9 protein-coding genes are annotated in these 13,152 nt (G+C 34.4%); 1 reads left to right on the plus strand and 8 read right to left on the minus strand.

Annotated features, from left to right (window positions below; translation table 11 throughout):
• Position 1 precedes the first annotated feature (1 nt).
• Positions 2 to 862, minus strand: a complete 861-nt coding sequence (locus Q0951_RS00675) for an MBL fold metallo-hydrolase (RefSeq protein ID WP_299332955.1) — start codon at positions 860 to 862, stop codon at positions 2 to 4.
• 215 nt (positions 863 to 1,077) lie between these two features.
• Positions 1,078 to 3,306 carry a SulP family inorganic anion transporter gene (locus tag Q0951_RS00680; protein ID WP_299332957.1) on the minus strand — a complete coding sequence of 743 codons (2,229 nt, stop codon included), beginning with the start codon at positions 3,304 to 3,306 and terminating at the stop codon, positions 1,078 to 1,080.
• Positions 3,307 to 3,577: 271 nt separating this feature from the next.
• Between Q0951_RS00680 and Q0951_RS00685 the strand changes: the two genes are divergently transcribed.
• Positions 3,578 to 5,425, plus strand: coding sequence for a sodium:proton antiporter (locus tag Q0951_RS00685; RefSeq protein ID WP_299332960.1), 1,848 nt, complete (start codon positions 3,578 to 3,580; stop codon positions 5,423 to 5,425).
• 62 nt (positions 5,426 to 5,487) lie between these two features.
• Here the strand turns inward: Q0951_RS00685 and Q0951_RS00690 are convergent, their stop codons facing one another.
• The 6 genes from Q0951_RS00690 to lepA all read right to left on the minus strand — a co-directional run bounded on the left by Q0951_RS00690 (position 5,488) and on the right by lepA (position 13,063).
• Positions 5,488 to 6,828 carry a hypothetical protein gene (locus tag Q0951_RS00690; protein WP_299332963.1) on the minus strand — a complete coding sequence of 447 codons (1,341 nt, stop codon included), beginning with the start codon at positions 6,826 to 6,828 and terminating at the stop codon, positions 5,488 to 5,490.
• A gap of 147 nt (positions 6,829 to 6,975) precedes the next feature.
• Complete coding sequence (locus Q0951_RS00695; protein ID WP_299332965.1) at positions 6,976 to 7,698, minus strand: hypothetical protein; 723 nt, start codon at positions 7,696 to 7,698, stop codon at positions 6,976 to 6,978.
• Between the two features lie 25 nt (positions 7,699 to 7,723).
• Positions 7,724 to 8,485: a hypothetical protein gene (locus Q0951_RS00700; protein WP_299332967.1), complete on the minus strand. Its 762-nt coding sequence runs from the start codon at positions 8,483 to 8,485 to the stop codon at positions 7,724 to 7,726.
• 117 nt (positions 8,486 to 8,602) lie between these two features.
• Positions 8,603 to 9,355, minus strand: a complete 753-nt coding sequence (locus Q0951_RS00705) for a LytTR family DNA-binding domain-containing protein (RefSeq protein WP_299332969.1) — start codon at positions 9,353 to 9,355, stop codon at positions 8,603 to 8,605.
• Between the two features lies 1 nt (position 9,356).
• Positions 9,357 to 11,201, minus strand: a complete 1,845-nt coding sequence (locus tag Q0951_RS00710) for a histidine kinase (protein ID WP_299332971.1) — start codon at positions 11,199 to 11,201, stop codon at positions 9,357 to 9,359.
• A gap of 65 nt (positions 11,202 to 11,266) precedes the next feature.
• Positions 11,267 to 13,063: a translation elongation factor 4 gene (gene lepA / locus Q0951_RS00715; protein WP_299332973.1), complete on the minus strand. Its 1,797-nt coding sequence runs from the start codon at positions 13,061 to 13,063 to the stop codon at positions 11,267 to 11,269.
• Between the last annotated feature and the right edge of the window lie 89 nt (positions 13,064 to 13,152).

A 13,152-nucleotide genomic window follows, 5' to 3' on the forward strand; every position in this document is an offset into this window, starting at 1 on the left:
ATTAATTAAAAATATCGTTAATGGTGTATGTGTTTTTTAGTCGCACACCTTTTTCGGTATGCTGAACAGTTATAATTTCATTGTGTGCATCATGCTCTAGATACAAGTAAAAGTTTTGGTCTGCAGCTAAATTCAGGAATCGCTCTTTTTCGTCTAATGTAAGCAAAGGGCGTGTGTCATAACCCATAACAAAAGGCAAAGGTAAATGACCAGCAGTAGGCAGTAGATCTGCCATAAAACAAATCGTTTTCCCTTTGTAATGTATCATTGGTATCATTTGTTTTTCAGTATGACCGTCAGCGAAAAAAATATCGAAACCTAATTCTGATGCTTTCAATATATCGCCTTCTGGAAGTGAGGTGAATTTTAAATGTCCACTCTCTTCCATTGGTAAAATATTCTCTTTTAAAAACGAGGCCTTTTCACGTCGATTAGGTTGAGTAGCCCATTGCCAATGGTTTTTATTAGTCCAAAAGTGGGCGTTTTTAAAAGCAGGTTCGTAACCTGTTTTATCTTTATTCCACTGTATACTTCCACCACAATGATCAAAATGTAGATGTGTTAAGAACACATCGGTAATATCATCACGATGAAAGCCATGAGCTTTTAGAGAGCCATCTAAAGTATCATCTCCCCATGGATAATAGTATCCAAAAAATTTATCACTTTGCTTGTTACCCATTCCTGTATCGATAAGAATTAACCGATTTCCATCTTCAATTAACAAACAACGTGCCGCAATATCTATCATATTGTTAGAATCTGCAGGATTAGTTCTTGTCCACAACGATTTAGGAACAACTCCAAACATAGCGCCTCCATCGAGCTTAAAATTTCCGGCATTTATAGGATATAAATTCATGGATGCAAAATAATAAATAGGATTGTTAACACGATAGGTTTTAGCAGATTATTATGAAATAACAGTCTTTAATCGTTTACCAAAGTCTAAAAGCGTTTTGATCTCTTTGGTACTAGCAAGTCTTTGTTTGCTGAAAATACGGACTTTATTAAGATTGTCAACTTATACACGTGGTTAGGAATGGTTTTTTAATTTTGTGTTTCATTTCTATATCTCTAATCCATTGTATCTATGATTGCGGCTAATTCTTTACCATAATCTATAAATGCAATGGTTTCATCTGTCCTCGCCAATTTGATTTTATCAAAAATAACTAGTGTCTCACCATTACTTTCTATATGATAAATCTGATGACTTTCGAAAAAGCGAATGATTTCATCTGTAAAAAATGACCTAATCTCAGATTCATTATTCCCCATAAGTAAGAATTTTTTAGAAAAATCAGGATACATCTCAAAATCAATGTCCTTGTAGCCCGTAAATGCCATCACCCTGTCAAATATTTTTTCTAATACAGCTTCTTTTTCCATGGTAAAAACGGGAATTTTTTTATTCAATTTCAAGACCATTAAAGTCGTATTAAACGTCTCAGCTGTAAAAGCTTGGCCTTCATTGAATGTTACATCTGAAATTTCCCAAGACACATCCAAATCTTTAAATGTTCCTTTGAGACAATTGTATTTGCGTTCAATAGGTCTAATTTCAAAAAAGTGGAACTTCTTTAAATAATCAGTATTCCAATCAACTTGACTTGCGTATTGATAATTTTTCTCAGTTGCTAAATTTCGTAATCGTTTTTGCCTTTGCGATAGTTTAGCACCAGAGCCAATGATATTAATTTTTAAAGCCCTGTTATAGGTAGTGGATGAAACATGAGAATCCAATCCTGATATAAAGACCTTACCGCCTGTAGCCCTTTGGGTGTTTAGGTATTCCACTAGGTAGTCCATATAGGTAATGCCTACCAATCTTGTTTCTGATAAATCAATATTGACATCTGCTCCAGAAGGAATTTGAGCCACTAGTTTATCGACTTTTATAATGCCTAAAAAATTCGCAATACCTCTAATCTTTAAATCGAAACTACCATCTGATCGTTCCATCAACTTTGTACGCGACTTATAAATCATTTTAAAAAATCGAGAGATGGATACTCTTGCCAATAACATGTGAATGACCAGTGCCAATAATAACCCACCGAGTAAACCAATTAATAAATTAGTGTAAAGTGTTAAAACCATGGTGGCTACAAAAAATACTAATTGCTCAATTCCTTGATTGTAAATTTGTTTAAAGACTGCAGGTGAAGCTAATTTAAAACCAGTATATACTAACAAAATTGCAAAAGCACAAAGAGGCACTTGTCGCATTATTGGACTCAAAACTACAATGAAAATTAACAATAATAGTCCTTGATACATATTGGACCACTTTGTCTTTGCACCATTATGAATATTGACAGTACTTCGGATAATTACTGCAATAATAGGTAAACCTCCAATCATACCAGCTACCATCGTACTTAACCCAATGCCTGTTAAGTCTTTATTCAAATCTGTCTTTCGTTTATAAGGATCAATTTTGTCAACAGCTTTCGCGATGGCTAATGATTCAATACTTGTAATGATTAAAATGGATATGACGGTTGTCCAGAATTCAATGGTATTAATCTTACCAAAATTTGGATGCATTATTGAATCCATAATATTATCTGGAATATTCAATAGAAGATGAGGTCCTACCTCGTATGCCTTTCCAAAGAATGAAAGCATATGTTGGTCAAAGAAATTGAATGCATAAACAAATGGAATAGAAAGCGCAATAACCCACATTGGTGTAGGTAAAATATGGAAAAACCGGTTACTAATTTTAGAATGAAACAATAGTAAAAGTAGACCTACTAATGCAATAATTACCACAAATGGGTTGGCTTCAGGTAAATGTAATATAGCATCAATAAGGTTTTGTATAATATTTGGACTATCAGAATGCGTACCTAAGGCGACATGGATTTGTTTTGCAAAGATGATAATCCCTATGGCTGCCAAAATACCATGAATCACAGAGGAATGGAATATATCCGCTAATCGACCCAATTTCAATAATCCCAATAACACTTGAATTGCACCAGAAACAACCACTGCTGCCAATACATAGTTAAATGCTTGTCCTGAACCATCATCCATCAGTGCAATACCTAAAAGTATAACCGCAATAACTCCTTTGGCAGGTCCGTTGACTGATATGTGACCCCCTCGATAAAGAGTTGTTACAACACCACCAACAATTGCTGAAAGAATACCCGACATAGCTGGTGCACCAGCTGCCAAAGCAATTCCTAATGAAAGAGGTAAAGCAATAAGTGAAACACTCACCGCAGCAATTAAATCACTTTGCCAATTTTCAATTAAACCCTTAAAACCTTTTTTTGGTGTAATTTCCATTTATTTAACTATATGTGTTTAGATTTGAACAACAACGCCAACCTCGAAGCTTCGTAAATATTTGCTTTTAGGTTTGGAGAAAATAGAACTCCAATACCTATAGTATGAAAATTAGTTTTTGTCAAGTGCTATTAAAAATCAATTTCGAGGGTAAGGTAGTATTTTTTTTTATCCTTACTAAAACATAAGCCTAATCTGTAGGTTTTTAATTGATTTTAAGCGGAGTTAAAATACTTTCTTTTTATATTTAGCGTTCAAAAAAAATAGATACATGTTAGAATTAGCAGGAATTATCATCTTAGGAATACTGGCGCAATGGTTTGCTTGGAAATTTAAAATCCCTGCAATTCTTCCATTGATTTTAATAGGGCTTTTAGTTGGTCCAATTGCCGCTGAATATTTATCAGAGGATCGTACAAAATGGATAGAACCTATTTGGAATGGGGAAAAGGGGTTATTCCCAGGAGAGGGCTTGTATTATTTTGTCTCGTTAGCCATTAGTATTATTTTATTTGAAGGTGGACTTACACTCAAACGTTCTGAAATAAAAAATGTTGGCCCTGTAATTACCAAACTTATTACCTTAGGCTCCGCAGTCACTTTTTTTGGTGCAGGTTTTGTTGCTCATTTTATTTTTAATTTGAGCTGGGAATTGTCTTTTTTATTCTCTGGATTAATCATTGTTACTGGTCCAACAGTAATAACACCTATACTGAGAAACATTCCACTAAAAAAAGATTTATCGGCTGTTCTTAAATGGGAAGGCATTTTAATCGATCCAATTGGAGCCCTTGTAGCAGTATTGGTTTTTGAATTTATAAGCGTTGAAGGCGATAGTGGTTTTACTAAAACAGCGTTTATTGAGTTTGGTAAAATTATTCTTTTTGGAACCACCTTTGGTTTCACATTTGCTCACGCATTAGCGTTTGCTATCAATAAAAAGTTTATTCCTCATTATTTGTTGAATGTTGTGTCTTTGTCTACTGTATTGCTTGTTTTTGTAGAATCTGAAATTTTTGCGCACGAATCTGGATTATTAGCAGTAGTTGTCATGGGAATGGTATTAGGAAACGGGAAGCTTCAAAATATAAAAGAACTGTTATACTTTAAAGAATCATTGAGTGTGCTCTTAATATCCATACTCTTTATTCTATTAGCGGCAAATATCAATATCGAAGACCTAGAGTTATTATACACCTGGAAAACAGCTGCCTTATTCGCTATAGTAGTATTTGTGATTAGACCACTAGCCGTCTTTCTAAGTACGGGAGGCTCAAAACTTAGTTTAAATGAGAAACTGTTTGTAAGTTGGGTTGGACCTCGCGGTATTGTAGCTGCTGGTATTGCCTCTCTTTTTGGTAGTAAACTTATAAAACAAGGTGTTGAAGGTGCCGAATACATTACACCTTTGGTTTTTATGATCGTTCTGGGAACTGTTTTATTGAACGCTACTACAGCACGTTTATTTGCTAAATTGGTAGGTGTATTCTTAACAAAATCTAACGGAATCCTTATTGTGGGCGCTTCAAAAGTGTCTAGATTATTAGGGCACTATCTGGAATCTAATGGTAGACATGTGGTTCTTATTGATAGTAATCAATCTAATATTGATAAGGCAAAAGAGTTAGGTTTAGAAGCTATAAATACCAATATCTATTCAGAAACACTATCAGATAATATTGAGCTGAATGACGTAGGTTACCTTATGGCAATGACAGGAAATAGTGATATTAATAAATATGCTATTAACAAATTTGCTAAGCAGTTTGGCGAAAACGGATCATTTAGGTTGGTGAGTTCTATAGAAATGAATAACCCAGAGAACAACCCTAAAGAAGGCCTGTTCTCTCATACTGATGACTACAATAGGCTAACCGAAGTTACACGCAATTATCCTTCGATACAGGAAATAGATCTTGATGACAAAGCGCACTACGATAGCTTAATTGAGATTACTAATAACGATAAGGATATTATTCCGTTATTCATAAAAGATAGTGAAGGCGAATTACACATCATCTCATCGTATAATACTGACATTGATGAGGTTGGTGAAAGCTTCAAATTAGTTTATCTCGGAAAACCATTTGATGTCGAGGAAGTAGCCGCAGAGGATTAAAAAGAAGAGGCTTTAATTAATTTAAAACCTCTTCAAATCAAGACCAATTCAAATTATCAATTTTATAAACTTCGTCTGATTACTATTTTCAGCGGATTATCCTTATTTATAAATAGGGATGTGGCATCGGTTTTAAATTCACCGCCACTTTCAGGTTTAAATGTTAGATTTTCAAATATTAAAATAGGAAACTGTAAGCCAACAGACCAGTCTTCACTTATCCTGACATTGGCTCCACCATAGGCGCAAAATACAGTTCCGTTAAAATCATCTTTGAATCCATTAAAATCATTATTACCAAAAGCATAGTTAGCCATAAGACCTGCTACAAATTGAGTTTCGCCACTTGGTACTGCAGAAAAGTTATATTGAAATTTTCCACCAGCAACAGTTCTGCTAGAGCTAAAATCATTAAAACTTGTATTAGAATGCGTGACTTTGCCACCAACATACCAACCCTTATATTCATCAGTATTTATCTGATATAAATATTCGGCAGTAATACACCATGTGGTTTCATCAAAATCCTGACTAAAACCAACGCCAGCACCAAATCCTATAGTTTGGTTCTGCATAAGGTCTTGAATGCTTTCATCATCATTTAGAGCTGTTTTTGTCGGCTCCTCTTCTTTTTCTTCTTTTTCCTGGCAACATTGATACCTAAGCACTTTAAGCGTTGGGTTTTTTGCTTTACCGAATGTTTTATTTTTAGCTGTAAAAAAGCCGCTGACTTCTGCTGTGTATTCAAATTTCAAAAGATCCACATCGTATTTTCTGTCCGAGAAGGCACAGTTACAATCAATATCTATTGTAGTCTTTATTTCCCAGGTGACTTGACCTAGATTTTTCTTTTTAAGTTTTAATCGATACGCAGTATAATCACTGCATCCACCAATTTCCAAACGGTCGGCATCATGAAATGTTAACATACCTCCATCGTGAATCACTTTTAATAAGCCGTAAGTTAGCCTTAGGTTTTGGGCCTTATCCTTTGGCAGCTCTTTAACTGTAAGATTATTTGTGGTAATATCTTTTGTAAATTCCTCATAAGATTTTGAGCTGTCAAATGTTTCAAATAGTTTATCAAAAATAGTAGCATAGTTACCTTTATCGACAAGGGTTGTTAAGGTATTAACGTTGTCAATTGTTTCTTGAACATAATTAAACGTATAGCCGAAGGTATGTTTACCAAATACGAGCTGATAATCTTTTACAATTTGTTCAACATTGCATTTAAGGTTTTTAGTGTCAAATTTTGCAGTAGTGTGCATGGTATTGAAAGCTTCATAAAGTTCATCGGAAGCCTTAAATATATCAGCCCTTTCATTGTCTTGAGCTTGTAATTGCAATACACTTGTAGAAACAATAGCAAGAAAGAGTTGTAATAGTATTTTTGTTTTCATAATAGCTTGTTTTTGTGAGTTGAGATAGTATTGTTATCATTTTTTTGGAATAAACCCTTACTCTAACCAGTTAAAGTAAGGGCTCTCCACAAATTATGATTATCTATTAATTAACCATAAGACGTTATTTTCTTTTTGCTTCAGGCATTAATCCAGATTAATTCTTCCATATGCCATGACCAGATTGTCTTTATTGAGACCTACCCAAGTGCGATCTTGTTCAAATTCAAACCCGTTTGCCTCAAACTTTTGTTGTGCCCAAGAAAATACGGGTGCTGTGATACCTACAGCAAATCGATCAGTGACCTGATAATTAGCACCTATTTTGAATGAAGCCGCTAACTCAGTATAATCCTCATCGACATTAAAATTTTCGAACGTTCCAAACCCATAACTTACATCCAGACCATAGGTGAGATCAAGTTGGCCTAATTTGTCGATACGATCAAACAAGGTGTACCCAGCACCAACACGAGTAATACTAGATTCTATATTGTCAGAATTTCGCCAGTGTTGCGTTGCAAACCCTCTTAAGTAGCTTGCTCTATTGTAATTGTCTTCAGAAATTCTGTAATTATATCCAGCACCAATACAATAGGATGTTTCGTTGTCGTCTTCGGTAGAATCCAGTCCTAAGCCACCTGAGAATTCTAGGAAGTTTTGCGGATAAAAATTCTGATTGTTTTTTCTGAAATCTTCAAGTACCATATCTTCGATTTTCTCAAAATCTGGTGTTCCATCCTCTTTTACTGGTATGGGTTTTGATCCTAGTTCTGCATCAAAAAATGCAGCACATCCAAAGTTTGTAACCATTAGCATCAAAAATGCTACAGCACATAGTGTTTTTGATAATACTTTAATTGCTTTCATAATATGTGGTTTTAATAGTTATTGATTAACGTCTCGAATTGGGGAGCGTAAAGACCAGAGAAAGTAAAAGCAGGTTGTTTTTATTAATAAGCCCAAAGGTTTGATTGTCTTTAAATTCACTACCTCCAGATGTTGTAGTTTGCTCTTGATAAGTCAGTATATTCGTTTGAACCATCAACGACCACTGAGGAGACAATAGAATATGTAAACCAACTAAAACGCCTAATGATAATCTGGTGATATCGGTTTTAAAGCCATCTTCAAATTTGTTAGTCCCAAAGCCGTACTTTGCAAATATTCCATATTGAGCACGTACTTGTTGGTAGCGCTTTGATAGCACAGAGAACATCAAAGCCTTTAATGTAATGTCAAGTAAACCAACAGTTAGAAACTCTGCATTTGTATAGTTATAGCCTACACCCAATGATCCGTAAAGAGCAGAATTGTTAAGCATAGCGAGCCTTAGATAGTATGCAGCATGCAAACACCAAAGCGTTTCGGCATCGGTAAATCCAAAGCCAGCTCCAAAAGCAATCATATTCATTACATAAGCAACAGCTTCCTCTTGAGCTTCATACTCGGTAATACTTTTGGGCGAATTCGCAAAGTCATACAGGATCTCTTCATCAAGACTAATTTCGTAAGTTCTTATATCAATAAGTTCCGAAGGAATAGTAAATGAATTAAAATTAGCGGTATCATTCTCAAATAATTGCTGAGCGCTTACTGTTGTGTTGCCAATAAAAAGCAGTACCAGCACAATGGATAATAGATGTCTAGTTTTCATAATATGTGAATTTTGGTTGTTCAGTGATACTATGAAGCTAGTAATGAAATTGTTTGAAACGAGTTGAGTTTAGAATTTATATGCCTTTATTGAGAATTTAGCACATACAAATGAGTATTAGGTAATTTGACTTAAATAATGAATTAACGCCGAATATTTATTATTAGAAACAGGCAATTGCCGGCCATCAGTTAATTCTAAAACAGAGTCTTTTTTATGAAACGTTTTAGCAAAGTCTAGATTAACCAGATAGGATTGATGTGTTCTAAAAAACGAGTAAGAACGTAATTGTTCATCATAAAACTTTAGTGGTTTAGATATTACAATTTTTCGACCATCGTCAATATATAATTCTGAATAATTATTATCAGATTTGATGTAGATAATGGCATCTATTGATACAATATGAACCGCTTCGACATTTTTTAAAACCAGTTTTTTCTTATTCTGATTTGGGTTGAAATTATGAAAGAACGTTTGAATTTGAGTATTGTAAGCATCTTGATCAATGATAGACATTGCTGAGGTTACTGCTGAAATAAGCGCATCATCAGCAAAAGGTTTTTCTAAAAAATCAAGTGCACTAAACTTAAAAGCTTCTACAGCATATTTACTATAGGATGTGATAAAAATAATTTTAAAAGAGATGTTTTCAAACTGTTTGAATAAGCTGAAGGCAGTATCATTTTTAAGATTTATATCAGAAATAACAAGATCTGGTTGTTCCTTTTCAATTATTGATTTGGCATCTATGATATTATCAACAGGATCTAGTATGTGTAGGGTTTCAAAATGATTGGCAATAATATGCTTTACATCATTAGCTGTGTTGATGTCGTCTTCTATTATCAAGCAACGATGCGTTATCATATTACATATATTTAACAGGAAAACTTAGTACTACTTTTGTGCCATGTTCCATATTGTCGTGAGTATTAGAGACGATTTCTAATTCAATTGGATATCGCTCCATTTTTAAAAGGTTATCCATGCGCTGTTTTGTAATAGAAGTACCCATTGATTTATGCAGGCTATTGGCATTAGTTTTTACCTCAGATATACCCTTTCCATTATCAACAATCTCCACAACTATAGTTTGGCCCTCTAGTTTGTATTTAACTTCTATTAAACCCTCTTCTAAATTAGCTACACCATGAATTATAGCGTTCTCTACAAAAGGTTGAGTAAACATTGGCGGAACACACATATGCTCCATGTCTAAACTATCGTCCACATGAATAATATAATCAAATGAATTATTATTGACCAGTTGCTGTAGCTCTAGAAAATCTTTGATCGTATCATGGTCTTCCTGAATAGAAATAAATTTTTCTACGGAATTTTCTAAGATATTACGCATAAGACCACTAAAACTACTAATGTATTTGGTAGATTTTTTAACATCATTCTTTTTGATAAAATATTGAATTCCATTTAATGCGTTAAATAAGAAGTGTGGATTTAACTGCATTTGAAGTAGTTTTTGTGTCAGTTCTGAAAACTGTAAGTTTTGTTTCGTTTTATGATTTTTATAAGCAAAGAATAATGATAGCAACAATAAAACGAGACCTATGCCAGAGGCGATTAGTATATTTTTTTGATTACTAAGTTGCGCTTGTTTAAGCTCGTTATCTGCTTCTAATATTTCAATTTCTTGCGCTTGCTTATCGGTTTCAAATTGTGCCGTAATTTCAGCAATGCGCTCATTTTCCTGAAACACAGCAATTGAATCTTTAATACCATTGAGACGATCTGTGTAGTCTAAGGCTGATTTAAAATCTCCTTTGTTTTTGTGACCTAAGATCACCATTTCATACATGAGTTGTTTTAGAGATCGCTTTTCAGAAAGTGAAATGGCTGTCTCCAGATTTTTTATGCCCTCCTCATTTCGATTAAGTCGTACTTGTGATTTTCCTAAAATGAAATAGGAGAAATCTAAATTCTGAAGATATCCAATATTATTTTTAATCTTAATGGCCTTTTTGGCGCTTCTAATAGCATCTTCGTATTGTCTGTTTTCAATATAGTTTTTACTTAGATCATGATATATTACTGCAGCCAAGCGAGATTCTTCAGGGTTTTTGATTGATTTTAGTGCTTCTAAGCTAATACGTTGCTTCGTTTCAAAATCGGTTGGAGATTCTAACTCAATAGTTTCATGAAGATTATTCGCTACTTTATTTTTACTAAGTTTAGAATGATAAAGGGATTTATCATAAAAATAGTCGGCAAGCTCAAGCATGCCTTCATTCTCGTAAATCACACCTGCGTTAAGATAATTCCTAGCCAAAAAAGAATGATTGTTGGTTTCAGTAAATACGTCTATGGCGTTGAGGTAATTGACCAGTGCGAGATCGCGCTCTTCCCTTAATGCATAGAGTGCACCAAGGTTGTTGTAGGTTATACCTAAATCTTTTTTTGTTATAAGGTGTTTATGATTCAGATTGTACTGAAGTAAAACCAATGCCTCATCATATTTTTTTAAACTTAGCATATATGTGGTTTTATACGTAATGGCTTCGGCAATTTTTGAAGTATCTTTTAGAGAAATCGCCTTTATGTGTGCTATGTTCGAATAATAATAGGCACTATCTTGATTGGTTTTATAAAATGCTTGAGCTTTACTTAAGAGAGAATCAATACCAAGGTCACCAGAGACTTGTGAATAGCCTATAGTAAAGAAGAGTAGAAAAATAGAGCCCCAAATATTTTTCATACTTAAATGTACAAAAAAACCGAAGCATTACACTTCGGTTTAGACTTTAAAAACGACTTGTAAGATTAATCGTTCAGTTTTAAAACGGCCATAAATGCTTGTTGTGGAATTTCTACATTACCCACTTGTCGCATACGTTTTTTACCTTTTTTCTGCTTTTCCAGAAGTTTACGCTTACGCGAAATATCTCCACCATAACATTTAGCAGTAACATCTTTTCGTAAAGCTTTTATAGTTTCTCTGGCAATGATTTTGGCTCCAATAGCAGCCTGAACAGGAATATCAAACTGTTGTCTTGGGATAAGTTCTTTAAGTTTCTCTGTGATTTTCTTACCAATATTATAAGCATTGTCAGCATGGATCAATGCCGATAGCGCATCAACAGTTTGACCATTCAATAAGATGTCCACTCTAACAAGTTTTGAGGCTCTTAGTCCAATAGGAGAGTAATCGAAAGACGCATAGCCTTTTGATACTGTTTTTAACCTATCGTAGAAATCGAAGACGATTTCAGCAAGTGGCATATCAAAATTCAACTCAACACGCTCTGTTGTTAAATACGTTTGATTGGTTATAATCCCTCGTTTTTCAATACATAAGGACATCACATTACCTACAAAATCTGACTTGGTAATTATGGTTGCTTTTATAAAAGGTTCTTCAACCCGATTTAAAGTTGATGGTTCTGGTAAATCAGATGGGTTATTGACAATGATAATCTCATCAGGATTTTTATTGGTAAACGCATGATAGGATACGTTAGGAACTGTGGTGATAACTGTCATATCAAACTCACGTTCTAAGCGTTCCTGTATGATTTCCATGTGTAGCATTCCTAAGAATCCACAACGAAAACCAAATCCTAAAGCCGCTGAACTTTCTGGAGTAAACACTAAAGACGCATCATTAAGCTGAAGTTTCTCCATAGAGGCACGAAGCTCTTCATAGTCTTCGGTATCCACAGGATAAATTCCTGCAAATACCATGGGTTTTACATCTTCAAAACCTTCAATGGCATTGGTGGTTGGGTTTTTAGCATCGGTAATGGTATCACCTACTTTTACCTCTTTAGCTTCTTTAATTCCAGTGATCACATAACCTACATCGCCTGCTTTAATTTCTTGTCTTGGAAATTGCTTCAGTTTTAATGTGCCAACTTCATCAGCACCATAGGTTTTTCCTGTTGCAATAAACTTGATTTGCTGATTCTTTTTAATCGAGCCATTAATCACTCTAAAATACGTTTCAACACCTCTAAATGGGTTATATACCGAATCAAATATTAAGGCTTGAAGTGGTTCATCAACATTTCCGCTAGGTGCAGGAATACGTTTAATAATGGCTTCAAGAATGTTATCTACGCCATACCCAGTTTTTCCACTGGCATGAATGACCTCTTCAGGGTCGCAGCCTAAAAGGTCAACAATATCATCTGTCACTTCTTCCGGATTTGCACTAGGAAGATCTACTTTATTAAGTACAGGAATAATTTCCAGATCATTTTCTAAGGCAAGATATAGATTAGAAATCGTTTGTGCTTGTATACTTTGAGCCGCATCAACAATGAGTAGAGCGCCTTCACAAGCAGCAATAGAACGAGATACTTCATATGAAAAATCTACGTGACCAGGAGTGTCAATAAGATTAAGCACATATTCCTGACCTTCAAATGTGTATTCCATTTGAATGGCATGCGACTTAATCGTGATGCCACGTTCGCGCTCTAAATCCATACTGTCTAAAAGCTGGTCTTGCTTTTCACGAGCTGTCACAGCACCTGTGTAATCCAATAAACGATCAGCAAGCGTGCTTTTTCCGTGATCAATATGTGCAATTATGCAAAAATTTCTAATATGCTTCATAACATCCTAATTCATCTCAATAAAGATTTGCAAATATAATTCATTTATTATGCATAAAATGACATAATTGTTTACAAAAAGGGTAATAA

Source organism: uncultured Psychroserpens sp. (assembly GCF_947501425.1).
Lineage (GTDB): Bacteria > Bacteroidota > Bacteroidia > Flavobacteriales > Flavobacteriaceae > Psychroserpens.